At 43.3% G+C, this 25,179-nt stretch carries 23 protein-coding genes; 16 read left to right on the forward strand and 7 right to left on the reverse strand.

The features are described from left to right. Positions 1-76: 76 nt before the first annotated feature. Together IEY48_RS12415 and IEY48_RS12420 are read left to right on the forward strand one after the other, a co-directional pair. Complete coding sequence (locus IEY48_RS12415; protein ID WP_188920764.1) at positions 77-436, forward strand: YciI family protein; 360 nt, start codon at positions 77-79, stop codon at positions 434-436. Positions 437-576: 140 nt separating this feature from the next. Then, positions 577-876, forward strand: coding sequence for a 2OG-Fe(II) oxygenase (locus tag IEY48_RS12420; RefSeq protein ID WP_188920852.1), 300 nt, complete (start codon positions 577-579; stop codon positions 874-876). Positions 877-942: 66 nt separating this feature from the next. On the opposite strand, the gene yfaE is transcribed toward IEY48_RS12420, so the two are convergent. The 5 genes from yfaE to ubiG all read right to left on the reverse strand — a co-directional run bounded on the left by yfaE (position 943) and on the right by ubiG (position 6,802). Further along, positions 943-1,311 (reverse strand): class I ribonucleotide reductase maintenance protein YfaE, encoded by a 369-nt coding sequence (yfaE, locus tag IEY48_RS12425; protein WP_188920766.1) that lies wholly within the window; start codon positions 1,309-1,311, stop codon positions 943-945. Beyond that, on the reverse strand, positions 1,301-2,431 hold the full coding sequence (gene nrdB, locus IEY48_RS12430; RefSeq protein WP_188920768.1) for a class Ia ribonucleoside-diphosphate reductase subunit beta: 1,131 nt from the start codon (positions 2,429-2,431) through the stop codon (positions 1,301-1,303). Before nrdB ends, yfaE begins: the two co-directional genes overlap by 11 nt. Positions 2,432-2,498: 67 nt before the next feature. Beyond that, positions 2,499-4,787 (reverse strand): class 1a ribonucleoside-diphosphate reductase subunit alpha, encoded by a 2,289-nt coding sequence (gene nrdA, locus IEY48_RS12435; protein ID WP_188920770.1) that lies wholly within the window; start codon positions 4,785-4,787, stop codon positions 2,499-2,501. A 536-nt stretch (positions 4,788-5,323) separates the two neighbouring features. Then, positions 5,324-5,986 (reverse strand): HAD family hydrolase, encoded by a 663-nt coding sequence (locus IEY48_RS12440; RefSeq protein ID WP_188920772.1) that lies wholly within the window; start codon positions 5,984-5,986, stop codon positions 5,324-5,326. 93 nt (positions 5,987-6,079) lie between these two features. Beyond that, the gene (gene ubiG / locus IEY48_RS12445; RefSeq protein ID WP_188920774.1) at positions 6,080-6,802 is read right to left on the reverse strand and encodes a bifunctional 2-polyprenyl-6-hydroxyphenol methylase/3-demethylubiquinol 3-O-methyltransferase UbiG; all 723 of its coding nucleotides are present in this window, start codon (positions 6,800-6,802) and stop codon (positions 6,080-6,082) included. Positions 6,803-7,189: 387 nt separating this feature from the next. Here ubiG and gyrA point away from each other — a divergent pair, with 387 nt between their 5' ends. From gyrA to IEY48_RS12470, 5 genes are all read left to right on the forward strand, one after another. Further along, complete coding sequence (gyrA, locus tag IEY48_RS12450; RefSeq protein WP_188920776.1) at positions 7,190-9,901, forward strand: DNA gyrase subunit A; 2,712 nt, start codon at positions 7,190-7,192, stop codon at positions 9,899-9,901. Between the two features lie 212 nt (positions 9,902-10,113). Continuing rightward, on the forward strand, positions 10,114-11,205 hold the full coding sequence (gene serC / locus IEY48_RS12455) for a 3-phosphoserine/phosphohydroxythreonine transaminase (protein WP_188920778.1): 1,092 nt from the start codon (positions 10,114-10,116) through the stop codon (positions 11,203-11,205). 207 nt (positions 11,206-11,412) lie between these two features. Further along, complete coding sequence (locus tag IEY48_RS12460; protein WP_188920780.1) at positions 11,413-12,813, forward strand: ferredoxin reductase family protein; 1,401 nt, start codon at positions 11,413-11,415, stop codon at positions 12,811-12,813. A 9-nt stretch (positions 12,814-12,822) separates the two neighbouring features. Continuing rightward, positions 12,823-13,038, forward strand: coding sequence for a 4Fe-4S dicluster domain-containing protein (locus IEY48_RS12465; protein ID WP_137227248.1), 216 nt, complete (start codon positions 12,823-12,825; stop codon positions 13,036-13,038). After that, the gene (locus tag IEY48_RS12470; protein WP_188920782.1) at positions 13,038-14,822 is read left to right on the forward strand and encodes an FAD-dependent oxidoreductase; all 1,785 of its coding nucleotides are present in this window, start codon (positions 13,038-13,040) and stop codon (positions 14,820-14,822) included. The genes IEY48_RS12465 and IEY48_RS12470 overlap by 1 nt, the downstream gene beginning before the upstream one ends. 71 nt (positions 14,823-14,893) lie before the next feature. On the opposite strand, the gene IEY48_RS12475 is transcribed toward IEY48_RS12470, so the two are convergent. Beyond that, positions 14,894-16,087: an amino acid aminotransferase gene (locus tag IEY48_RS12475; protein WP_188920784.1), complete on the reverse strand. Its 1,194-nt coding sequence runs from the start codon at positions 16,085-16,087 to the stop codon at positions 14,894-14,896. A 425-nt stretch (positions 16,088-16,512) separates the two neighbouring features. Here IEY48_RS12475 and aroA point away from each other — a divergent pair, with 425 nt between their 5' ends. The 9 genes from aroA (at position 16,513) to IEY48_RS12520 (ending at position 24,591) form a co-directional block, all read left to right on the forward strand. Beyond that, complete coding sequence (gene aroA / locus IEY48_RS12480) at positions 16,513-17,793, forward strand: 3-phosphoshikimate 1-carboxyvinyltransferase (protein ID WP_188920786.1); 1,281 nt, start codon at positions 16,513-16,515, stop codon at positions 17,791-17,793. Positions 17,794-17,977: 184 nt separating this feature from the next. Next, on the forward strand, positions 17,978-18,667 hold the full coding sequence (gene cmk / locus IEY48_RS12485) for a (d)CMP kinase (protein WP_188920788.1): 690 nt from the start codon (positions 17,978-17,980) through the stop codon (positions 18,665-18,667). Positions 18,668-18,783: 116 nt separating this feature from the next. Continuing rightward, positions 18,784-20,451 carry a 30S ribosomal protein S1 gene (rpsA, locus tag IEY48_RS12490; protein ID WP_188740495.1) on the forward strand — a complete coding sequence of 556 codons (1,668 nt, stop codon included), beginning with the start codon at positions 18,784-18,786 and terminating at the stop codon, positions 20,449-20,451. 77 nt (positions 20,452-20,528) lie between these two features. Further along, a complete protein-coding gene (gene ihfB / locus IEY48_RS12495) occupies positions 20,529-20,816 on the forward strand; it encodes an integration host factor subunit beta (protein WP_188920789.1) in 288 nt (95 codons plus the stop codon). 122 nt (positions 20,817-20,938) lie between these two features. After that, complete coding sequence (locus tag IEY48_RS12500; protein ID WP_188920792.1) at positions 20,939-21,235, forward strand: LapA family protein; 297 nt, start codon at positions 20,939-20,941, stop codon at positions 21,233-21,235. 1 nt (position 21,236) lies between these two features. Further along, complete coding sequence (gene lapB / locus IEY48_RS12505) at positions 21,237-22,397, forward strand: lipopolysaccharide assembly protein LapB (protein WP_188920794.1); 1,161 nt, start codon at positions 21,237-21,239, stop codon at positions 22,395-22,397. A 55-nt stretch (positions 22,398-22,452) separates the two neighbouring features. Then, positions 22,453-23,151, forward strand: a complete 699-nt coding sequence (gene pyrF / locus IEY48_RS12510; protein ID WP_188920796.1) for an orotidine-5'-phosphate decarboxylase — start codon at positions 22,453-22,455, stop codon at positions 23,149-23,151. Between the two features lie 37 nt (positions 23,152-23,188). Continuing rightward, positions 23,189-24,013, forward strand: a complete 825-nt coding sequence (locus IEY48_RS12515; protein WP_188920798.1) for an SDR family oxidoreductase — start codon at positions 23,189-23,191, stop codon at positions 24,011-24,013. 26 nt (positions 24,014-24,039) lie between these two features. Continuing rightward, the gene (locus tag IEY48_RS12520) at positions 24,040-24,591 is read left to right on the forward strand and encodes a DUF2058 domain-containing protein (protein ID WP_188920800.1); all 552 of its coding nucleotides are present in this window, start codon (positions 24,040-24,042) and stop codon (positions 24,589-24,591) included. 51 nt (positions 24,592-24,642) lie between these two features. Here IEY48_RS12520 and IEY48_RS12525 read toward each other — a convergent pair whose 3' ends face one another. Further along, entirely contained in the window at positions 24,643-25,167 is a 525-nt protein-coding gene (locus tag IEY48_RS12525; protein ID WP_229786433.1) for a hypothetical protein, read from the reverse strand. Positions 25,168-25,179 lie beyond the last annotated feature (12 nt).

A 25,179-nucleotide genomic window follows, 5' to 3' on the forward strand; every position in this document is an offset into this window, starting at 1 on the left:
TGAAGGCTTCAAGGTACATATTTTACTCTCCTAAAAGAGAGTATAAGATCACAGCTAAGCCAAGGCGTCAAACAGATTGTGTGTCAATATCAGCAGCTCAAAAAACGTTCACGATCTCACCCTGCTCAAGCGTGGGCCTAATCAAGATCGCACTAAAGCTAAAGCCGATGAGTTACAACGCTTACATATGGCCAATATTGGACGTTTAGCAGAAGAGGGTAAATTGGTATTGGCAGGGCCTTTTTTAACTGATGGCGAGCTCCGTGGTATTTATATTTTCGATGTAGAAACCATTGAACAGGCCAAACAATTAACTGCAACTGACCCTGCGATTCAAGCGGGCAGTTTAGTGATGGAGCTTGTGCCCTGGTATGGCAGCGCAGCATTAATGGAAGTCAATGCTATTCATAACACGCTGGCCAAAACGCTGATGTAATAATGAGTCATAAGTTAATCGAATTGATTTAGGTTAAGCATCCAATAAAACTAAATATCATATGCTATTTTGAATGGACATTTCACCTTAAAACCAACGGATTAGCAGGTACAATGTCCTTTGTTAAGTCGATGGGATCCATTATGGCCAAGGTGGTTAATAAAGCGATATTCAGTAGTCGTGTATTTTCTGTTAATTTAGTGACTTATCATATTAATCATCGGGTAATGAACCATGTTGATCCAGTACAGCAAGGGCGCTATTTTAAGTTCAACATTATTGTTAAACAGCCTAAGGTGGGTGGGGTGTTTATCTGCCAAAAGACGATATTTAATTTATTTAATCGAGTGTATTTATTCCGCCCAGATCGTTATGAGCACAGCGTGACTAAAATAGAGTCGGGTAAACGGGTTATATTGAGTATTGCTGTGAATATTTGACGTAAGGTTACAACATCATCATATCAGTGTTGTGGAGGGGAGTTCGCCATTTAGTACTTAAGCTGATTAACCTTCGTGGGCAAGTTTAGTCATTACGGGTGCAGATGTGTTGGTCTCTGTGTATTGGCGCTTAGCCACCACCTCGACACCTTTACATGATAATTTAAGGTTAAGGTCAGTTTTAGGTACACAACAGCAGGGTAGGCATTCGTCGTCTTTTAATTCTGCCAGTGGCTCGGTGAAGTAACTGACTTCACCTGAAATCACTGTGGTTTTACAAGCACCGCAAAAACCATTGCGGCACTCAGAAAACGTTTTCACTTTTTTAAATTCAAGCGCGTCTAATAAACTTGAATGCTGGCCGTCGAACAAGATGACTGGCTGGCCCTTCAGGCTTACTATGGGTGCTTTTTTAAAAAAATTCTTATAAGTCAAAATCTAAAAACTCATCGCCATCAACAGAAGAATCAATTTGTCCTACAAGGTATGATGACACTTCAACTTCTTGTGGCGCTACTTGAACGGCATCGCTTTCTAACCAGTTCTTCATCCACGGAAGTGGGTTTGAAGACTCTTCGTAAGGTTGTGGTAAGTGCACTGACTTCATACGTTGGTTAGTAATGTATTCAACATACTGACATAAGATTTGTTCGTTAAGGCCGATCATTGAACCGTCTTTGAACAAGTACTTAGCCCATTCTTTTTCTTGCTCAGCGGCTTTAACAAACAGGTCGTAGGCTTCTTGTTGACACTCAATGGCAATTTCGGCCATTTCAGGGTCGTCTTTACCACCTTGCATTAAGCTTAGAATGTGCTGAGTGCTGTTAAGGTGTAAGGCTTCATCACGGGCGATTAAGCGAATGATTTTGGCATTACCTTCCATTAAACGGCGCTCTGCAAAAGCAAATGAACACGCAAAGCTTACATAGAAACGAATCGCTTCTAGTGCGTTGACTGACATCATGCATAAATACAACGATTTTTTTAGGATGCGCAAGTTGACGGTAATTTTTTCACCGTTGACGATATGCGTGCCCGAGCCGTGCAGGTTATGCACCTGAGTCAGCTTAATTAAGTCATCGTAATAACGGGCAATGTCGCCTGCACGTTTTAAGATGTGATCATTTTCGACGATATCGTCAAATACCACTGACGGGTTATTAACGATATTACGAATAATATGGGTATATGAACGTGAGTGAATGGTTTCAGAAAACGACCAGGTTTCAATCCAGGTTTCTAACTCTGGTAATGACACTAACGGTAAAAACGCCACGTTGGGTGAGCGACCTTGAATAGAGTCAAGCAGGGTTTGATATTTAAGGTTTGAAATAAAAATGTGCTGTTCGTGCTCTGGTAAAGCACCAAAGTCGATTTTGTCACGGCTGACATCAACTTCTTCAGGGCGCCAGAAAAACGATAATTGTTTTTCAATCAGCTTTTCGAAGACTTCGTATTTTTGTTGATCGTAGCGAGCCACGTTAACTGATTGGCCAAAAAACATCGGTTCTTTAGTGGCATCGTTAGGTGTTTGACAAAATGTTGAGTAAGCCATTATTTAGGTGTCCTGAAAGCGCATTTGAAAAAGCGAGGAAGTCCCCGCTAATAATTCCATTCGATGATTAAATCTTGCAAGCTCCGCCTGCGCAACCGTCATCTTCTTCCTCTACGGCAATCAAGTCGTCAAACTGATCTTTAGCGCCGTCACGGGTGTTATGATAATACAAAGTCTTAACCCCTAACTTGTACACACTTAACAAATCTTTAAGTAAGGTTTGCATCGGTACACGACCGCCTTCAAATCGGCTAGGGTCGTAGTTAGTATTGGCTGAAATCGCCTGGTCAATAAACTTCTGCATAATGCCCACAAGTTGGATGTAACCATCATTGTTTGGCATGTTCCATAACAATTCATACTTGTCTTTAAGTTGGTCAAAGTCAGGTACTACTTGCTTTAATTGTCCGTCTTTACTGGCCTTAACACTGATTAAGCCGCGCGGAGGCTCGATACCGTTAGTCGCGTTTGAAATTTGCGATGAGGTTTCAGACGGCATTAATGCAGACAAGGTTGAGTTACGTAAACCGTACTGTTTAATGTCGCTACGGAGTGTTTCCCAATCCATGTGTAATGGCTCGTCACAAATCTTATCGAGGTCACGTTTATAAGTGTCGATAGGTAAGATACCTTGCGAGTAAGTGGTCTCGTTAAATAACGGACATGCACCTTTTTCTTTCGCGAGGTTCATTGAAGCTTTCAATAAATAGAACTGAATCGCTTCAAATGTTTTGTGAGTCAGGTTGTTTGCTGAACCGTCTGAGTACTTCTTGCCATTTTTAGCAAGGTAGTTAGCAAAGTTAATCACACCAACACCTAGGGTACGGCGGTTCATTGAACCAAGCTGTGCAGACTTAATTGGGTAATCTTGATAATCCAATAAATTATCAAGAGCACGCACGGCTAAGTCGGCTAATGGCTCAAGTTCAGATAAATCTTCAATTGCCCCTAAGTTAAGCGCAGACAGTGTACAAAGCGCAATCTCACCATTTGGATCGTCAATGTTATTCATTGGCTTGGTCGGCAATGCAATTTCTAAACATAAATTAGATTGCTTAATTGGCGCGACTTTAGAGTCAAACGGGCTGTGGGTATTACAGTGGTCCACGTTTTGAATGTAGATACGGCCAGTAGAAGCACGTTCTTGCATCATTAGAGAGAACAACTCAACCGCTTTAATTTGCTTTTTACGGACACTGTCGTCTTGTTCATACTGAAGATATAAACGTTCAAACTCAGCCTGATCTTCAAAGAAGGCGTCGTAAAGGCCGGGTACGTCTGATGGGCTGAATAAGCTGATGTATTCACCTTTAATCAAACGTTGGTACATGAGTTTGTTTAACTGTACGCCGTAATCAAGGTGACGAACACGGTTGTCGTCAACACCTCGGTTGTTTTTAAGCACTAGTAACGACTCAACTTCTAAATGCCATAACGGGTAGAACAGGGTCGCAGCACCACCACGAACGCCGCCTTGAGAACAAGACTTAACCGCAGTTTGGAAGTACTTATAAAAAGGTAAGCAACCGGTATGGAATGCTTCGCCGCCACGAATAGGGCTACCTAATGCGCGGATTCGACCAGCGTTAATACCAATACCTGCACGTTGGCTAACGTATTTAACGATAGAAGATGCCGTTGCGTTGATTGAATCTAAGCTGTCATCACATTCGATTAATACACATGAGCTGAACTGACGCGTAGGTGTACGCACGCCAGACATGATAGGTGTCGGTAATGAAATCTTGAACAGAGACGTCGCATCGTAAAAATCTTTAATGTACTTTAAACGCACATCTGCTGGGTAACGTGCAAATAAACACGCTGCCACAAGAATATATAAAAACTGCGCGCTTTCATAAACTTCATGAGTCACACGGTTTTGCACCAGATATTTACCTTCTAATTGCTTAACAGCAGCATAAGAGAAGTTCATATCGCGCCAGTGGTCGATATAGCTGTCTAGTGTGTCGATTTCTTCACGAGTGTAGTCGGCCAAAATATGCATATCATATTTGCCCATTTCCACTAAACGCGTCACATGATCGTACAGCTTAGGTGGCTCGAACTGACCAAAGGCTTTTTTGCGTAAATGAAATACCGCTAAGCGAGCCGCTAAAAATTGATAATCTGGCGATTCTGGCGAGATTAAGTCAGCAGCGGCTTTAATAATGGTTTCATGAATGGCTTCTGTTGGAATGCCGTCAAAAAACTGCAGGTGAGATCGAAGTTCAACTTCAGATACTGAGACGTTTTTTAATCCCTTGGCTGCCCAAGTGATTACGCGATGAATTTTATCTAAATCGATATTTTCACGTTCGCCACTGCGTTTAGTGACTGTCATATTGCTATTCATTGAAGAGAGGCCTTGGTTCTATATCAGGTCATGTGATCATGTTCAGGATGCTGTAGCTTTTATTCGATCAGAACAAATCACAAAACAGTTCCATGTTAAAACAATCAAAGTGAATGGACTTACGGCAATGTCTATCTACAGTACACTCACGATACTAACTACGTCTTTTGTACGACAACAACGTAGTGTTTTGATTGTTACCCACACACAAGATATGGTGTTATTTATTAACTGAGATACAAGATAGTGAGGTTTGAAGTGATTTGCAAGCCACAATTACATTAACTTCTTGTGGATAAGTTGAGGATAACGGCTAGGGTTAGTAACGACTAACCCTAGAGCCCAAATTTTTATAGCGTTTTTGATAGGTGATGTTTTTTCAATCGATAGATTAGAAAAATTTGATCGCTAAAATAAGCAGCGATCAAAATATTCAGCCCATTTTTAGATTGATCTTTTACCCTATTTGATATGCGACGTTGGCCGTAATCAATTGAGCACAATTATTCAGAACGTGGTTGCAATTATCCCTTGGGTTATTCAACAAAAAACTGCTTTAACGACGCACCATGCTCAAAGTGGCGTTTAGCCGGCCACAAATGCGGATTGTCGGCTGCAGACAAGTAACCCCATAACGCAACGCCACCATGCATATTGGCATTGTCTGCGGCCACTAAGTCACGTTCAGCATCGCCAAGATACAAAATTTGTTCAGGTGGGACTGCGATTTGCTGGGCCGCTAGAAACATTGGCGCGGTATGCGGTTTGGCATGGCGGGTACTGTCACCGCTCACCATGGCTTTAAGATGAGGTGTTAAGCCTAGTTTATCAACCAATGGCCGAGCAAAACGGGCAGGTTTATTGGTGACCACCCCATAAGGGATCCCCTGTTGGTCCAATAAAGTCAGCAGCTCTGGTAAATCATCAAATAGACGACTGTGCTGACCGTTGATACGGCCATAATGTTGTAACAGCCCTTGTTGAATACTCATTTGTAAGGCTTCATCTGCATCAGGAATCGCGGTTTTAACCAGAAATAAACTGCCGTGGGAGGCAGCATGACGCATTGTATCAAGGGGTTGAGCACTAAAACCGGCGTCATCTAAACTCAAATTAAGTGCATAAACTAAGTCTGGCGCGGTATCAGCAAGGGTACCGTCAAGATCAAATAGCACGCCTTTAACATCATGTTTATGCACTGTGTGATTCCTTTATTCTGAGGGGAATGGTGCTTGAGAGCAGGGCACCGATAAACTTAGCGTTTATCGGTGTTATTTGATTGGTTAATACAGTTAGTCGATTTTTTGTGTGGCAATCATGTAGTTAACATCAACACTATTGGTGTACTTAAATACGCCAGATAATGGATTGTACGTAATACCGAGGGCGTCTTTACACAATAAATCAGTGTTATCAACCAGCGCCATAAGCTCAGATGGACGCAAAAACTTGCTGTGGTCGTGAGTACCGACTGGCAACATTTTCAAAAGATACTCTGCACCAATAATCGTTTGCAAGTAAGACATCACATTGCGATTAATGGTCGAGAAAAACACAAACCCGTTAGGTTTAACCATGTCACAACACGCCTGAATAACCGATTGAGGGTCTGGCACGTGCTCAAGCATTTCCATGCAGGTGACGACATCATAGTGTTCGCGGTGATTATCACGGTGTTCTTCTGCGGTCGTTTTAAGGTAATTAACTGTCACTCCAGAATCTAACGCATGCAATTTTGCCACTTCTAACGGTTCTGTACCCATGTCGATGCCATCAACATTCGCGCCAATACGTGCCATGCTTTCAGATAAAATCCCGCCACCACAGCCAACATCTAATACTTTTTTACCAAATACGCCGCCTGAGGTTTGATCAATATAATTTAAGCGCAGTGGGTTGAGTAAATGTAATGGTTTGAACTCGCCATCAAGATCCCACCAAGTTTGTGCCATGGCTTCAAATTTTGCGATTTCTTCAGGATCAACATTGGCCGGTAATTGTTCAGCGTGTGACATAAGCTAACCTAAGTGTCTAATAATGTATGGCGGTTATTATAACGATTACCTTAGCGAATAGTAGTCAACATTACGCTTTTGCCAGGTTGCGCAGGTTATAAAACCACCGTTCAGCATCGAGCCTGACTATTTTTATAAACCAAAGCGCTTAAAGCTGCAGCAGTTTGGCTTTTATGTCGGCATATTGAGCCACTATATTAGCAACTGAATATACTAAATTTGCTGAAAATATTGGCTTTTTTATAAATTTTACCCTGCATAGTACATTTGGCTGGTGTTTGCTCTGGCGACATTAAATATCTGTGTTAGAATGCCAAATCACGTTTTTAAGCTAGATAATAATATGGAACATTTATTGTCAGCTAATTTTAGGGGAACGCGCAGTTTATGACTGATCTGGCATCATCTATTTCGCCAATTAATATCGAAGACGAACTTAAGAATTCTTACCTTGATTACGCCATGAGTGTAATTGTAGGTCGTGCATTACCTGACGTACGTGACGGTTTAAAACCAGTTCACCGTCGCGTATTGTTCGCCATGAGTGAATTGAAAAACGATTGGAACAAACCATATAAAAAATCCGCTCGTGTTGTTGGTGACGTAATCGGTAAATATCACCCACATGGTGATACCGCTGTATACGATACGATTGTTCGTATGGCGCAACCATTCTCGCTTCGTTACACCTTGGTTGACGGACAAGGAAACTTTGGTTCGGTCGACGGTGACTCTGCAGCAGCAATGCGTTACACAGAAATCCGTATGCAAAAGTTGGCGCACTCGCTGCTTGCCGACCTTGAAAAAGAAACCGTCGATTTTGTTCCTAACTACGACGGCACAGAATTTATTCCTGCAGTATTGCCAACACGTGTACCTAACCTGTTAATTAACGGTTCATCAGGTATCGCGGTCGGTATGGCGACTAATATTCCGCCACACAACTTAACTGAAGTTGTTCAAGGCTGTTTAGCCTTAATCGCAGAGCCTAGCCTGTCGATTGAGCAGCTAATGGAATACATTCCAGGTCCTGATTTCCCAACAGCAGCATCGATTAATGGTCGTAAAGGCATTATTGATGCGTATAAAACGGGTCGCGGCCGAGCTGTGATGCGTTCTAAAGCAGAAATCGAAACCGAAGATAATGGCCGCGAACGTATTATCGTTCATGAAATTCCATATCAGGTGAACAAAGCTAAGTTAATTGAAAAAATTGCTGAGCTAGTAAAAGACAAAAAGATTGAAGGCATTAGCGGTTTACGCGACGAGTCTGATAAAGACGGTATGCGTATCGTGATTGAAATCAAGCGCGGCGAAGTGGGCGAGGTTGTATTAAACAACTTATATGCGCAAACGCAAATGCAGTGTTCTTTTGGTATTAACATGGTGGCATTGACTAACGGTCAGCCTAAATTGTTTAACCTTAAAGAAATGCTCGAGTGCTTTATTCTTCACCGCCGTGAAGTGGTTACCCGCCGTACCGTGTTTGAACTGCGTAAAGCGCGCGAACGTGCTCATATCCTTGAAGCACTAGCGATTGCACTGGCTAACATCGACCCAATTATTGCATTAATTAAAGCCTCTCCAACACCAGCTGAAGCGAAAGTGAAGTTAGTGGCACAAGGCTGGGAATTAGGCCATGTACAAGGCATGCTTGAAAAAGCCGGCGATGATGCTGCACGTCCTGAATGGCTAGAGCCTGAGTATGGTATCCGTGATGGCAAATACTATTTAACAGAACAACAAGCACAAGCGATTCTTGAGTTACGTTTACACCGTTTAACCGGTTTAGAACATGACAAGATTTTAGCTGAATACGAAGATCTATTAGTGCTCATTGCGGGTCTATTATTGATCCTTCGTAGTCCAGAGCGCTTAATGGAAGTCATCAAAGAAGAGCTAGAAGAAATTCTAGAACAATATGGTGATGCCCGTCGCACCGTGATCAACGCCAACGAAATTGACATGAGTCTTGAAGACTTAATCAATGAAGAAGACGTTGTGGTGACCTTATCGCATTTAGGTTATGCCAAGTACCAGCCATTGTCTGATTACCAAGCACAACGCCGTGGCGGTAAAGGTAAAGCTGCAACTAAAGTGAAAGACGAAGATTTTGTTGAAAAACTACTGGTTGCTAACACCCATGACACCATTTTGTGCTTCTCTGACTTTGGAAAAATGTACTGGCTTAAAGTGTACCAGTTACCGCTTGCGAGCCGCACAGCACGTGGTCGTCCAATTGTTAATTTATTACCACTGTCTGAGGGTGAGCGCATTACTGCGATTTTACCCGTACGTGAATACGCTGATGACAAATACATCATCATGGCGACTGCTGACGGTACCGTGAAGAAAACGGCATTAACTGCGTACAGCAACCCACGCGCTAACGGCATTATTGCCGTGAACCTAAAAGATGGCGACCAATTAATTGGCGTCGATATTACTGAAGGTAGCGACGACATTATGTTGTTCTCTAACGAAGGTAAAGTGGTTCGCTTTAACGAAAAAGCCCGTGACTCTGAAACCGGTGAAGTGAAGATTGATGCTGAAACCGGTGAAGAAATCATTGCATTACGTCCAATGGGCCGTACAGCAACGGGTGTACGTGGTATTAAGCTTGAAGACGGTCAAAAAGTGGTATCACTGATTGTACCTAAAGGTGATGGCGCAATCTTAACGGTAACCGAAAACGGTTATGGTAAGCGTACTGAACTAGAGGAATACCCAGCGAAGAGTCGTGGCACCAAAGGTGTTGTATCCATTAAAGTGAGCGAGCGTAATGGCTCAGTCGTGGGTGCAGTACAGGTTGGCGAGTTTGATGAAATTATGCTGATTAGTGATAAAGGCACCTTGGTTCGTACGCCAGCAGAAGGCGTATCAGTCATTGGCCGTAACACGCAAGGTGTGACCATCATTCGTACCGCAGATGACGAGAAAGTCGTTGGCTTGCAACGTATTGAAGAAATTCAAACTGAAGATCTACTCGATGCAGACGGTAATGTGATTGTGCCTGCAGATGCGATTGAAGGTGAAGTTGCTGCAGAACAACCTGCAACAGACGTAGCTGATGATGCAGAAGGTGACGAACAGGAATAATCTGAACGTAACACCAATGCAACGATAACGAGCGCCTTAGGGCGCTCGTTTTATTTTGCGGAAAATTATTCATCAAAATAGGCAAATAAAGGCCTATTCAACAGCACATAAAGCCCTTAGTATTAACGGCTATTATGATAGTAATCCTATGCTCAGTTGTGTCGACAGAGCATATGATTGTTATGAGTACAAACTGAATCAAGGAGTTGTCTGTGAGCGCGATTTATAATTTCTGTGCGGGTCCTGCGATGTTACCTCAAGCTGTAATGCAAAAAGCACAACAGGAATTAATCAATTGGAATGGTCTTGGTGTTTCCGTTATGGAAATAAGCCATCGGAGTAAAGAGTTTATCGCCTTAACGGAGCAGGCTGAAACCACCTTGCGCCAGTTAATGCACATTCCAAAAAACTATCACGTGTTATTTATGCACGGTGGTGGCCGCGCTCAGTTTTCTAATGTGGTGAATAACTTTTTAGGCGACAACGGCCGTGCCTTGTATTTAATCAGTGGCCAATGGTCGTCTTCGGCGGTTACTGAAGCACGTAAATTAGTTGATGAAAGCCAAATAGACAGTCTTAATATTGTTGAAAAAGTTGACGGACTAAACCAGGTTAACTTGCCAGATCTTAATGCAATCGATAAAGACTATCGTTATGTGCATTACTGCTCTAATGAAACCGTAGACGGCATAGAAATCTTTGAAGAGTTAGACAGCCCATGGCCAGTGGTTGCCGATCTTTCTTCAACCATTATGTCTCATAATATTGATGTCAGTAAATATGGTCTTATTTATGCGGGTGCACAAAAGAACATTGGCCCATCGGGCTTATCTATTGTGATAGTGCGTGATGACATGCTTAAGTTACCAGCATTGCCACAATCGTCTATCATGGATTATCGTGTTGCGGTTGAGCATGGCTCAATGTTTAATACGCCGCCCACGTTTGCATGGTACCTCGCATCTGAAGTGTTTGCCTGGTTAGCGGCAAATGGTGGTGTGAGCGAAATGGCTGAAGTCAATCAGCAAAAAGCGGCATTACTGTATGATTGTATCGATTCAAATCCATTTTATAAAAATGGTGTTGCGCCGCACAATCGTTCACGCATGAACGTTACTTTCCAGTTGGTGAATGACGCTCTTGATGGCGAGTTTTTAAAACAAGCAGAGCAGGCGGGTTTAGTTGCGCTAAAAGGCCATCGTATTGTCGGCGGCATGCGCGCGAGTATTTATAACGCAATGCCATTAGCGGGTGTGCAAAAACTGGTCAACTTTATGAATCAATTTGCCACTCAGCATGCTTAACGTTTGCTTCCATTGTTAACGCCTCTGTTGAGGCGTTAAACCCCAAAAAGATCCCGAGAGGATCTTTTTTGCTATGTGTAGCGTAAATGTGGATGAGTCATCACTTATCTTTGCATAGCTTTACCCTTAAATACGGGTTTGTTAACCCCTTTTTAACCGCATAAGTTTTATAGTCTTTCCATGGCGCGACACTCATGGAGACAAATAATGACCAGTCCAACAGCAACAAAATCGCCTATCCATAAGACCAGTATTAACCCATTACAACTGCCTAAAAGTACCAAGTTGGCAGTGGCCTATCTCTCTATCGTGATCGTTCCGGTTGTCATAGCACAGCTTTTAGGTATGCAAATTGAAGGTATTTACACCAGCATATTAAGTGTGGTTAACTTACTTGCCATGAGTGTGTTTTTTATGCAATTCCCGCTGGCGGGTCGCATCAAGCAATTACCTTTGTTCGCCAATATTGACTGGGGGATCACCAAACATAAACAGCTCGGGCAGTATTTAGGCATATTCTTTTTCTTACATCCCATTTTGATTTTACTGCCTAAAGCTATGATGTCATTTGACGACTTTAGTGTCAGCCTCATCAGCGCAATTACGTCACCCCATTTATTAACAGGGATACTCGCCTGGGTCACGATGGCGGTGTGGGTGTTGATGTCGGTGTTTAAAGATAAGCTCAATATCAAATATGAAACTTGGCGTTTTCTGCATGTGATTGGCTTTAGCATTATCGCTACACTGGCAACATTGCATATCACCACAGTGGGCAGTCATGGCCAGTATAATCAACAGTTTAATGTTACTTGGTGGCTGCTATATGCCGTGTCTATGACATTAATTGTGTATAACTATGTCATTAAACCGCGTCTAATTAAGCAACGTCCTTATGCCATTTCTCATGTTGAAAAAATGAATGAATCTGATTGGCAGGTTAACATTGCACCGACCACCTCCAATGCGCTGGCATATCAGCCAGGGCAATTTGTGTGGCTCAATACCACGGGCAACCCTTACAGCTTTGAGCAACATCCATTTTCAATTGTGACAGGGACTGAACAAGGGCAATTAGGCTTTATTATCAGAGCACTTGGCGATTATACCTCGTCACTTGATCAACTAACTGCAGGTCAAACCGTGTTTGTTGATGGCCCCTACGGCTGCATGACGTTAGATCAAAGCCAGCTTGCCAGTGGTATCACCCTCATCGCCGGCGGAGCGGGGATTGCACCCATGTTAAGTTTATTACGCCAGCTTGCCGCGCAACATGATCCACGGCCTATCCGGTTGCTCTATGCTAACCGCACCCAAGCGCGCATGGTGTATGTTGATGAGTTAGTTGAGCTTGAAAAAACCATGATCGATTTTAAAGTACAGCTAATATGTGAACAGCTAAATGTGCATGATGACAGCTTACCGAGTTACCTCGTACCAGGACTGATTAATCAAACGCTTATCAATGCCACCATGACAACAGGTAAAGAGTCACAATGGGCGTTTTACTTATGTGGCCCAAAAGGGATGATTGCTGCAACGACAACACATTTACACACGTTAGGCATTACTCAGCCGCAAATTAATTTTGAACAACTTGCATTTTAGGAGCGCAGCATGCCAATTAAACAAATTTCTGGATGTATTGGTTGTGAGGCTTGCGTTAAAAGTTGTCCAACCGATGTTATCCATATGAATAAAGAAACAAATAAAGCCGAAATACGTTATCCAGAAGACTGTCAAATCTGTCATTTATGCAGACTGTATTGTCCGGTTGGGGCGATTACCATCACGCCCGATAAAAGTATCCCTGTTATGGTTTCGTGGAGGTAATGATGAACCCTAAAGCTAACTTATCGCGCCGTCAGTTTATTGGTATTGCTGGCGGCATTGCAGGGGCTGCTGCATTAGCCAATATTCCGTTTGATGCACCCGCGCAAGAAAATAAACCTAAAATAGACAGTAATGGTTTTGATATTGAAAATCGCCACCTTGACGTATTGATCATTGGCGGCGGCATGGCCGGTGTGTTTGCGGCGGTCAAAGCCCACGACGCTGGCGCTAACGTGTTGATGGTGTCTAAAGGTCGTGTTGGCAGCTCTGGGTTAACGCCTTTTGCCAAAGGTATTTTTAGTTACGATAAAGCCAATGCCAGCATGAGCATTGATGAATTTGTCGACACAGTGACCGAATCTGCAATACAAACCAACAACCCAGTGTTTACCAGACAACTTGCCGAACATTCTTATGCGCGAGTTCAAGAATTAAAGGATTGGGGTTTTTTTGACTCGCCACTCTATAATCACAGTTTTATGAAGCCTCTAAGTGAGCGCAATATACCGATTGAAGAGCGCATGATGATCACTCATCTGCTCAAACAAGATGGCCGTGTGGTTGGCGCGTCAGGATTTAGTTTGGATCTGCAAAAAATCGTTCATTACCATGCAAAAACCGTGGTGCTATGCACAGGATCTGGTGGGTTTAAACCCAATGGTTTTCCGGTATGCGACTTAACCCATGACGGCACCATCATGGCCTATAAAATTGGCGCTAAAGTCACCGGTAAAGAATGGAACGATGGTCATCCCGGTTCGGCTAAAAATTCTGGGTCAAGCTACGATAATTGGCATGGACAAATTGAAGAGAAGCCATCGATTACCTCAGCGCAAATTAACCATCACTTGGGTGTAGATATGAATTATCAAGCATACACACAAGGTGCGCCCGTTATGATGATGCCACCAAGGCCTCAACGCCCAGGTGAGAAGCCTAAACAGCAAGCTGTAACTCAGCAAGAGGTCTTTCCTGCTGGGCCATTTGTGCCAGAAGCCTTTAAACAATCAGGGCCACCACCAAAACCACCAGAGGAAGGTTTTTTACGCGGTTTAGTGTCAAGTAAAGGCCATTCTGGCCCTCCAGGTATGGGTGGCGAGCAAGTGGGCGGTTCAAGTGCTGGGATGGCAATCCATAAATCAGAAGGGCTAGTGCCAATTAATGCCCAAGGTTTGTCGACGATTCCTGGTTTATATGCCGCAGGTGATGCCTTAGGGTCTTATATGTCGGGCGGTATTTATACTCAAATTGGTTCATCGTTGGCGGGCTCAGCGGTACAAGGGGCAATTGCAGGAGCTGCTGCGGCAAATGACAGTCTTGGTATGGCTAGCAAGTTGGATGTGTCTGAACAATATTTGGCATTGGTTAATCAGCAAATTTTAGCACCATTAAAGCGTGAACGTGGATATAGCCCCGCCTGGGTGACTCAAGTTTTGCAGGGAGTGATGATCCCAAACTTTGTGCTTTACATCAAAAAAGAGCGCATGATGCAAGCCGCGTTAGCCTATGTTGAGGAGCTCAATGAGCACCATGTACCCATGTTGATGGCAGATGATTTACATGCACTGCGTTTAGCGCACGAAACTGAAAATATGATCATCACCGCAGAGATGAAGCTCAAAGCATCCATTATGCGTAAAGAAAGTCGTTGCAGTCATTACCGTTTAGACTGTCCCGATATTGATTACGAAAACTGGCAAGCGTGGATAAACATCTCTCAAGATGAAAAAGGCAACATGGTATTAGAAAAGCAACCGTTTGATAGTTGGCCTAATTTTAGTTAACAGCTTAATCAGACAAAATAAAGCCGACTTAAATAAGTCGGCTTTATTATTTGTGCAATAACGGCAAAACGTTATTTGATTACTGCCGCGATTGATTTCGCCAAATAATCAACGTTTGCTTCGCTAATACCGGCAATGCTAATGCGGCTTGAACCGACCATATACACACTGTACTGCGCTTTTAAGCTTGCCACTTGCTCTGGGTTTACCCCTAAAAATGAGAACATGCCTTTTTGACGAGCGATAAAGCTAAAGTCTCGCTCAACACCGTTGGCTTTGAGTTGCTTAACCAGCATCTCACGATTGCCGTTAATGCGATCGCGCATGACGGTTAACTCTTCTAGCCATTGCTGTTTAAGGGCAGGGGTACCGAGAATGGTTTCAACGATGGCCGCGCCATGTGCTGGCGGCATCGAATAAATACAGCGGATCACATACAACAATACCGATTGTGCAATGTCTGCCGTGGCGCTGTCTTTAGCCACAATGGTACAAGCCCCGATACGCTCGCGGTAGAGGCCAAAGTTTTTAGAGCATGAGCTACATAAAATCATGCTTTCCACAGCCGCAGCCATTTGGCGCACGCCGTAAGCATCTTCGTCAACACCATCACCAAAGCCTTGATAAGCCATGTCTATTAGTGGTGTAAAACCTTGCTTCACCGTCACCTTAACCACTTCATCCCACTGCTCTGGGGTTAAATCCATGCCGCTTGGGTTATGACAACAAGCATGTAATAACACCACATCGTCTTTACCTATGGTGTTTAAGGTTGCCAACATTTGTTCAAACTTGAGGCTCTTGGTGTCGTAATCATAATAGGGGTAGGTCTTTACCGTAATACCCGCCGCTTCAAACAAACCAGTATGGTTGGCCCAGGTTGGGTCACTCACCCATAAAACGGCATTAGGATTACAACGCGCAATAAAATCAGCCGCTACGCGCAATGCGCCGGTTCCACCAGGGGTTGATACTGTACGCACCCGGTTGGCAATAAGTGCACTGTGACTGGCACCAAAGGCTAATTCAGACATTAACTGGTTAAAGGGAGCAGAACCTGTTGGGCCGATATAGACCTTGGTGGTTTCGGTGTCTAAACGAATTTTTTCAGCGGCTTTTACACAGTCTAAAATCGGAGTGTGACCTGCAGGATCTTTATAAACCCCAACGCCTAAATCAACTTTATTGGGATGGCTGTCTTCTCGATACTGGGTCAAAAGACCTAAAATTGGATCAGACGGTAAGGCTTTTAGGGTATCAAACATGAATGGAACCTTGTAATGACTATTTGCACTAAGCATAACGCGCTTTAAACACAGAGTTAAAGTCAAAATTGGCTGCCTAGATAATTAATTGCTCATTGAGATTTTTTCAATTGGAAAGTTAAATGAACGGACAAATAATACTGTCATATCGAGAGATTATCTGCTGTAATGGTGCTCCATTACAGTGTTTGGTCGTTGTTAACGTGAAATCGTGGTGAATACTCGATGTTAACAGACATAAATAATTCATTTTATGCTTGATATCACTGTGGCGATCCGTATTTTATAAGCATCAATGCGTCGCTCGCACTGAATGGACACTGTAATGAATTTGTGCCACTTGATTTACGCTGTTTGGCAATAACTGAGTGATGTTTACCACCAAGATTAATCTGAGGTTAATCTGTAGCAAAAGAAGAAAGCGAATGAAGCAACTGCGTCTTAACCCAATTACGTGCATCAACGGCGAAATTAATATTCCTGGCTCTAAAAGTATTTCTAACCGTGCATTACTGTTAGCTACACTCGCTAAGGGCAGTACCACTCTCACCAATTTACTTGATTCAGATGACATCCGTTATATGTTGGCATCGCTCAAGCAACTGGGTATTCAGTACAGTTTAAGCGACGATAAAACGGTGTGTGTGGTTGAAGGCAACGGCGGCCCAATATCATCTGACAGCGCTCAAAATTTATTTTTAGGCAATGCAGGCACCGCAATGCGTCCTTTGTGTGCCGCGTTGACCTTAGGTCAGGGGGAATTCACCTTAACGGGCGAGCCGCGCATGGAAGAACGTCCTATTGGCGACTTAGTGGATGCGCTGCGTCAGTTAGGCGCCGATGTGACTTACCTTAAAAACGAGGGTTTTCCACCATTAACCATTAATGCAACAGGCCTTAATGGTGGTGATGTCGAAATTGCCGGTGATTTGTCGAGTCAGTTTTTAACGGCTTTATTGATGGTTGCGCCGCTCACCAAAGACAGTGTAAACATTAAAATTAAAGGCGAGTTAGTGTCTAAGCCTTATATCGATATTACAATTGCCTTAATGAAACAGTTTGGTGTTGAAGTGATTAACCATCAATATCAGCGTTTTGAAATTAAAGTCGGTCAGCAGTATGTATCACCTGGTAAAGTGTTAGTTGAAGGCGATGCGTCATCGGCATCGTACTTTTTAGCTGCGGGTGCCATTCAAGGCGGTGAAGTTAAAGTCACTGGCGTTGGGCGTTTAAGTATTCAAGGTGATGTGAAGTTTGCCGATGCTTTAGCTAAAATGGGCGCCGATATAGAGTGGGGCGATGATTACATTATTGCCCGTAAATCGCCGTTAACGGCCATCGAAATGGACATGAACCACATCCCTGATGCCGCCATGACCATTGCTACGGCAGCGCTATTTGCTAAAGGCACTACTAAACTGACTAATATTTACAACTGGCGCATTAAAGAAACTGACCGCTTAGCCGCAATGACAACAGAGTTGCGTAAAGTGGGCGCAATTGTTGATGAAGGCCATGACTACATTACCATTACACCACCTGATCAGTTAAACACCGCCGATATTGATACTTACAACGATCACCGTATGGCTATGTGTTTTTCAATGATGGCTTTTGCTGAGTGTGGCATTACCATTAACGATCCAGATTGTACGTCTAAAACGTTCCCCGACTATTTTGCCCAGTTTAGTCGTTTAGCTAAATAAGCTGATAACCTCTGTTTACCTGTCGCCCTTTTGTGTTTCTTTACAATGCAAAAGGGCGATCTTGGTTTAAATAACTAAAAATTCATCAGTAATTAACATTTATTTGTTATACAATGCGCGCGCTCAATTTTGGCGAAACCCTTTTTTTATTATCAGGGAAGATAGATTATTTTCGGAGGAAATTATGTCTGAACGGTCTCCAGTGATCACAGTTGATGGCCCTAGCGGTGCAGGGAAAGGGACAATCTGTCAATTATTGGCACAGCATTTAGGCTGGCACTTATTAGACAGTGGTGCAATTTATCGTGTGTTAGCGTTAGCCGCTATTCATCATGATGTAGAACTCGAAAACGAAGAAGCATTAACACTGCTGGCTGCCCACCTTGATGTGCAGTTTCTTACTGGCACAGAACAAAATGCCATTAAAGTGATTTTAGAAGGTGAAGACGTCACGACGACGATCCGCACCCAAGAATGCTCTAATGCCGCCTCTAAAGTGGCCGCATTACCTCGCGTACGTGAAGCATTATTACGTCGCCAACGTGCTTTTAGTGCCGCCCCAGGTTTAGTGGCCGATGGTCGCGATATGGGCACGGTTGTTTTCTCTAAAGCACCGGTAAAAATATTTTTAACTGCGTCCGCTGAAGAACGGGCGCAAAGACGCTATAATCAGTTGCAGGACAAGGGCTTCGATGTTAAAATCGATCGCCTTTTAGCTGAAATTATTGAGCGAGATGACCGTGATATTAATCGCGCCGCCTCGCCATTAGTACCTGCTGAAGACGCACTTGTTATTGATACAAGCGGCGTAGGCATTGACGATGTGTTAAAGCAAGTGCTTGAATACGTTGGACAAAAAATTACTGTAGCCTAATCGAATGCCCGGTTAACGCGCACAGTAGGTATTCGTGTTAAGGATGATACGAATAATATTACTAGACTCCACATCTAGGATGGATGGTGGTTTATTTAATGAAAGTAACCTAAAACATGACTGAATCTTTTGCTGATCTATTTGAACAATCCCTTCAAACCCTAGAGTTCCGTCCAGGTTCTATCGTTCGTGGTACAGTTGTTGCCATCGAAAACGGTATGGTACTTGTTGACGCAGGCCTTAAGTCTGAAAGCCCAATCTCTGCTGACGAATTCAAAAACGCACAAGGCGTTTTAGAAATTCAAGTAGGCGATGAAGTTGACGTAGCGCTTGACTCTGTTGAAGATGGCTTTGGTGAGACTCAATTGTCTCGCGAAAAAGCTAAGCGTCATGAAGCTTGGATCGTTCTAGAAAAAGCGTACGAAGATGCTGAAACTGTAATCGGTATCATCAATGGTAAAGTTAAAGGTGGTTTCACTGTTGAATTAAACGGTATCCGTGCCTTCTTACCAGGTTCTCTAGTTGACGTGCGCCCAGTTCGCGACACCGCTCACTTAGAGTACAAAGAATTAGAATTCAAAGTTATCAAGCTTGACCAGAAGCGCAACAACGTTGTTGTTTCTCGTCGTGCAGTTATCGAATCTGAAAGCAGTGCAGAACGTGATGCACTTCTTGAAAATCTACAAGAAGGCCAAGCAGTTAAAGGTATCGTTAAGAACCTTACTGACTACGGTGCATTCGTAGATTTAGGTGGCGTTGACGGTCTATTACATATCACTGATATGGCGTGGAAACGTGTTAAGCACCCATCTGAAATCGTTAATGTTGGTGACGAAATCAACGTTAAAGTTCTTAAGTATGACCGTGAGCGTACTCGCGTATCACTAGGTCTTAAGCAACTTGGCGAAGATCCATGGTTAGAAATCAGCAAGCGTTACCCAGAAAGCACTAAGCTTACTGGTCGCGTAACTAACCTTACTGACTACGGCTGCTTCGTAGAAATCGAAGAAGGCGTTGAAGGTTTAGTACACGTTTCAGAAATGGATTGGACTAACAAGAACATTCACCCATCTAAAGTTGTTAACTTAGGTGATGAAGTTGAAGTGTTAGTACTAGACATCGATGAAGAACGTCGTCGTATTTCTCTAGGCCTTAAACAGTGTAAAGTTAACCCATGGGATGACTTCGCTACTAAGTTTAACAAAGGCGACAAAGTATCTGGTAAGATCAAGTCAATCACTGACTTCGGTATCTTTATCGGTCTTGACGGTGGAATCGATGGTCTTGTTCACTTATCTGACATTTCTTGGAACGGTACTGGCGAAGACGCAGTGTCTGAATACAAGAAAGGCGACGAAATCCACGCAGTGGTTCTATCAGTAGACCCAGAGCGTGAGCGCATCAGCTTAGGTGTTAAGCAAACTGAAGATGATCCATTCAACGCATACTTAGCAGACAAGAAGAAAGGCACCGTAGTTAACGGTACTGTTTCTGCTGTTGACGCAAAAGGTGTTACAGTTGAATTAGCAGAAACTGTTGAAGGTTACATCCGTGTAGCTGACATTTCTGCAGAGCGCATCGAAGATGCATCTACTGTATACTCAGTAGGTGACGCAATCGAAGCTAAGTTCATGGGTGTAGATCGTAAGAACCGTTCTATCAGCTTATCTATCAAAGCGAAAGATGAAGCTGAACAGAAAGAAGCGATTGCTACTCTGAACAAGCAAGATGACGTTGTAATGAGCAGCGCGATGGCTGAAGCTTTCAAAGCGGCTCGTAAGTAATCGAAAATCGTCTGTTGTATGGGGACACCGTCCCCATTAGGCGACTGTGTTTGGCTTGATAATATGGGATAGCTAAGATGACAAAATCTGAACTGATCGAAAAACTTGCCACTAGGCAGTCGCAATTGTCGGCGAAAGAAGTGGAAAGTGCAATCAAAGAGATGTTGGAGCAAATGGCAACAACATTAGAAGGCGGTGATCGTATAGAAATCCGTGGCTTTGGTAGTTTTTCTCTTCACTATCGTGCACCTCGTACTGGTCGTAACCCAAAAACAGGCACATCTGTTGAATTGGAAGGCAAGTATGTACCGCACTTTAAGCCAGGCAAAGAACTGCGCGAACGTGTCGATGCTGTTAATGTTTGATTAACGCTTTAATAAAAAGCCTCCTTTTGGAGGCTTTTTTGTATCTAAACACAGTCAATGCTGGTCAGCTTAGTAAATTTCTTGGATAATCATTATATTGATGCGTATACATGGAGAATAACGTGAGATCTTTTATTGTCATTGTACTAATTGGATTACTGTTTGTTTTAGCCTTATTGTTTGGCGCTAAAAACGAACAAATTGTCACTTTGAGTTATTTTATTGCCGAAGGTGAATACCGCTTACCCGTCGTACTTGCGAGTGTGTTTTTTGGTGGGTTTATCATTAGTTGGATATTTGCGAGCTTTTATATCATTAAGCTCAAATTGGCATTACGTAAAAGTAATAAAGCACTCAAAAAATTTACCACAGTTGATGCGATAAACATCGACGTACCCGCTAAGGATCAAGCTGTCTAGTATGCTAGAAATCTTGTTCTTGCTATTACCCATTGCCGCTGGATACGGTTGGTACATGGGGCGACGCAGTATTCGCCATAGTGATAGCCAACAAAGTAAGAAATTAAGCCGAGACTATTTTACTGGGCTTAATTTTTTACTGTCAAATGAGTCAGATAAAGCTGTAGACTTATTTATTAGCATGTTAGATGTGGATGATGAAACCATTGATACACACTTATCATTAGGGTCATTGTTTCGTAAGCGCGGCGAAGTGGACCGCTCAATTCGCATTCATCAAAATTTAATTGCTCGCCCAAGCTTAACCAATGAACAGCGTGATATCGCGATGATGGAGTTAGGTAAAGATTACATGGCCGCAGGGTTTTACGACCGTGCAGAAGAAATCTTTACTAATTTGGTTAGCCAGGATGATCACAGCGAAGAAGCTGAAACACAGCTGATTTTGATTTACCAGGTGACCAAAGAATGGCAAAACGCCATTGATATTACTAAGCGTCTTCCGCGCAAGCGCCAGCAAGCGCTAAAAAACACCACCGCACATTTTTATTGCCAGCTTGCCGATGAAACACCTAATGACGCCGATAAAATAAAAAAACTGCAACAAGCCATCAAACAAGACGCCAAATGCGGCCGAGCTTGGTTAACGCTTGCCAAAATTTACCTCGACGCAGGGCAATTTGAACAATGTAAACAAGCGCTGTCAGAGCTCAAAGTGGCCGACATCGACTTATTTGCCGATGGTGTCGCGATTGCAAAACAAGTGTATCGCGATACTCAAGACCCCGAAGGCTTTCATGAGCTGCTTGCCAAAGCGATTGCCGACGGTGCTGGCGCCAGCGTCGTCGTCGCGCTAGCCGAACATAAAATCACACTGAACCAACATCAAAGCGCTGAAACCATGATGCTCGATAATCTATATCGCCATCCGACCATGAAAGGGTTTCAGCACTTAATGAAATTACACATTAAACAAGCAGAAGATGGCCAGGCAAAACAAAGTTTATCCATGCTTGAGCAGCTTGTTGAGCAACAAATTAAATTCCGTCCTAGTTATCGCTGTACTGCCTGTGGTTTTCCATCACACGGTTTATATTGGCATTGTCCATCATGTAAACAGTGGGGCAGTATTAAGCGCATTAAAGGCCTGGACGGTGAATAACCCCGCACTAAACACTCTATAATAACTAACACATGCTATTGCCGCTGGAGTTCTAATGACTGATAAATCAATTGTAGTTGCCCTCGACTATGACAATAAAGCTGACGCGCTGACTTTCATTGATAAACTCGACCCCAACATGTGCCGCTTAAAAATCGGCAAAGAAATGTTTACCTTGTTTGGCCCGCAATTGGTAAAAGACATCCACAACCGTGATTTTGATTTATTCCTTGATTTAAAGTTTCACGATATTCCCAATACCGTCGCTAAAGCTGTAGCTGCTGCGGCAGAGCTAGGTGTTTGGATGACCAATGTGCATGCCAGTGGTGGACTAGCCATGATGCAAGCTGCAAAAAAAGCATTGCAGCCATATGGAAAAGACGCGCCATTATTAATTGCCGTGACCGTATTAACGTCAATGTCTGATGAAGATTTAGCGTTGCTCGGTATTAATGTGCCAGCCTTTGAACATGTGTTACGTTTAGCTAAACTCACTCATCAAGCAGGGCTTGATGGCGTGGTGTGCTCAGCTCAAGAAGCTAAATTACTTAAATCGTCATTTGGCAAGGATTTCACCCTAGTGACACCAGGCATTCGACCAGCGGGCAGTGATGCTGGCGATCAACACCGAGTGATGACACCGCCACAAGCGATTGCCGCGGGTTCTGATTACCTCGTGATTGGTCGGCCGATCACCCAGGCGGCAGATCCATTGGCTGCACTGACGGCAATCCATCAATCACTTCAAGCTTAAGTGTTATAACGTCAATCAAAACAATAAGGGAATGACTATGACTGCAACAGGATTTGATTACACGGGTAAAAATGTCGTTGTCGTTGGCGGCACCTCAGGGATTAATCTGCAAGTGGCCATTGCGTTTGCCAAAGCAGGTGCCAATGTTGCGGTAGCGAGTCGCAGTATTGATAAAGTCAATGCTGCGGTTACCCAACTGAATCAGGCAAACCCGAATGCAGTCCACATGGGGGTGAGTTTTGATGTGCGTGATAATGATGCACTAACCCTAGGCTTTAACGAAATTGCAAAGGCGTATGCTCATATCGATGTGTTAGTCAGTGGCGCAGCCGGTAATTTCCCTGCCAGCGCAGCTAAACTGTCAACCAATGGGTTTAAATCGGTTATTGATATTGATTTAATTGGCAGTTTTCAGGTGTTAAAGCAAGCCTATCCTTTATTGGCTCGTCCCAATGCCAGTGTGATACAAATTTCTGCACCGCAGGCCTTTATTGCCATGCCACTGCAAGCGCATGTATGCGCTGCCAAAGCTGGGGTTGATATGTTAACGCGCACATTAGCGCTAGAATGGGGCGTAGAAGGTGTTAGAATTAACTCCATTGTGCCAGGGCCAATTGCTGATACTGAAGGGTTTAATCGCCTAGCACCCAGCGATGAATTACAACAGCGCGTGGCTAATAGCGTGCCCTTAAAACGTAATGGCCAGGGACAAGATATTGCTAACGCAGCATTATTTCTTGCATCTGACATGGCATCGTACATTACCGGTGTGGTATTGCCCGTTGATGGTGGCTGGTCTCTCGGTGGCGCCAGTATCGCGATGACCGAATTAGGCGATATCGCCGCTAAACATGGCTTATAGACATAAATATTTAAAGGTAACAAATCATGGCAAATGCATTACAAGATCAATTACTCAAAGCCGGTCTTGCCAGCAAGCAAAAAGTACGCGATGTAAAGACCCAGCAACGTCGTAACAAAAAAGCCAAAGTTGATGACGGCAGCGGCGAGCTTAAAAAGCAAATTGCTGAACAAAAATTACAGCAGGCTAAAAAAGACAAAGCGTTAAATGAACAACGCTTCGCCCAAGCGTCAGAAAAAGGCCAGGTTCGTGGCTTGATTACTGAGTTTTCTAAATTTGCCATCAACATCCCTAAAGATGCTGAGCTTAAGTTTAACTACACCTTAGAAAACAAAATTTATTCTTTGTACATTACCGATAAAATTCAAGCTGAACTGCTTAACGGCACGTTAGGTATTGTGCGTCATGAAGACAAAAGCTATTTGGTGCCGCATAAGTTAGCCGAACGGGTTAAATTACTGGTGCCGCAGTGGTGTGGATACTTATGGGATAAAGCCGCAAAAGATTCGGTAGAGCAGGTCAGTGATGCCGACGATCCGTACGCAGATTACGCTATTCCAGATGATTTAATGTGGTAATCAGTTAGTATCAATTGCTTGCTCTGAAGTTACCGAGCAAGCAATTGCATTCTATTGATGTACATGCCTTTTATGTATATATAAATACATATTGAGCCAGACCAAACCCAGTACAATCAATGTTAACACTGGGGGTTTTGACTGTAACGGTAACACTTCAGCAGGTACGCCGGGCAGCAAATGCACATAAACGGCTACCAACATAATCACCGTAGTTAACCCACTCGCAGTATAAAAAATCAGCTTGGCTAATTTCGGCGTAAAGCGCTGTTTAATCATTAACGACAACACAAATAATACCCCTGCCATTATCTCACCCAATTGACCTGCCCAACGCGCTAGGGTTGGAAAAGGTAATTCGCTCAACGCTATCTGCGATGCAAACATAGTGGTAAAAGGGTCAAAAAACTTAACTGTTCCAGCCATTATTAAAAAGCTTCCCAGTAACCCGCTTATAAAACCATTTATTCTCAGACCAACACTCACACTATTGCGTTTATTTCGGCTCATCACTATCACAGAAACGATGATTACCGCGCTAATACACAGTAACTCTACAATTAGTTGTTTACTCATGATTTCCTTAAT

Source organism: Shewanella saliphila (assembly GCF_014648295.1).
In the GTDB taxonomy this organism is placed as follows: domain Bacteria; phylum Pseudomonadota; class Gammaproteobacteria; order Enterobacterales; family Shewanellaceae; genus Shewanella; species Shewanella saliphila.

Coding starts and splice junctions, on each gene's coding strand:
- cmk (WP_188920788.1), top strand. CDS start 17,978: ATGTCTGAACGGTCTCCAGTGATCACAGTTGATGGCCCTAGCGGTGCA.
- IEY48_RS12470 (WP_188920782.1), top strand. CDS start 13,038: ATGATGAACCCTAAAGCTAACTTATCGCGCCGTCAGTTTATTGGTATT.
- ubiG (WP_188920774.1), bottom strand. CDS start 6,802: ATGTCACACGCTGAACAATTACCGGCCAATGTTGATCCTGAAGAAATC.
- IEY48_RS12525 (WP_229786433.1), bottom strand. CDS start 25,167: ATGAGTAAACAACTAATTGTAGAGTTACTGTGTATTAGCGCGGTAATC.
- aroA (WP_188920786.1), top strand. CDS start 16,513: ATGAAGCAACTGCGTCTTAACCCAATTACGTGCATCAACGGCGAAATT.
- pyrF (WP_188920796.1), top strand. CDS start 22,453: ATGACTGATAAATCAATTGTAGTTGCCCTCGACTATGACAATAAAGCT.
- nrdB (WP_188920768.1), bottom strand. CDS start 2,431: ATGGCTTACTCAACATTTTGTCAAACACCTAACGATGCCACTAAAGAA.
- lapB (WP_188920794.1), top strand. CDS start 21,237: ATGCTAGAAATCTTGTTCTTGCTATTACCCATTGCCGCTGGATACGGT.
- IEY48_RS12465 (WP_137227248.1), top strand. CDS start 12,823: ATGCCAATTAAACAAATTTCTGGATGTATTGGTTGTGAGGCTTGCGTT.
- nrdA (WP_188920770.1), bottom strand. CDS start 4,787: ATGAATAGCAATATGACAGTCACTAAACGCAGTGGCGAACGTGAAAAT.
- gyrA (WP_188920776.1), top strand. CDS start 7,190: ATGACTGATCTGGCATCATCTATTTCGCCAATTAATATCGAAGACGAA.
- IEY48_RS12475 (WP_188920784.1), bottom strand. CDS start 16,087: ATGTTTGATACCCTAAAAGCCTTACCGTCTGATCCAATTTTAGGTCTT.
- IEY48_RS12520 (WP_188920800.1), top strand. CDS start 24,040: ATGGCAAATGCATTACAAGATCAATTACTCAAAGCCGGTCTTGCCAGC.
- IEY48_RS12460 (WP_188920780.1), top strand. CDS start 11,413: ATGACCAGTCCAACAGCAACAAAATCGCCTATCCATAAGACCAGTATT.
- ihfB (WP_188920789.1), top strand. CDS start 20,529: ATGACAAAATCTGAACTGATCGAAAAACTTGCCACTAGGCAGTCGCAA.
- rpsA (WP_188740495.1), top strand. CDS start 18,784: ATGACTGAATCTTTTGCTGATCTATTTGAACAATCCCTTCAAACCCTA.
- IEY48_RS12515 (WP_188920798.1), top strand. CDS start 23,189: ATGACTGCAACAGGATTTGATTACACGGGTAAAAATGTCGTTGTCGTT.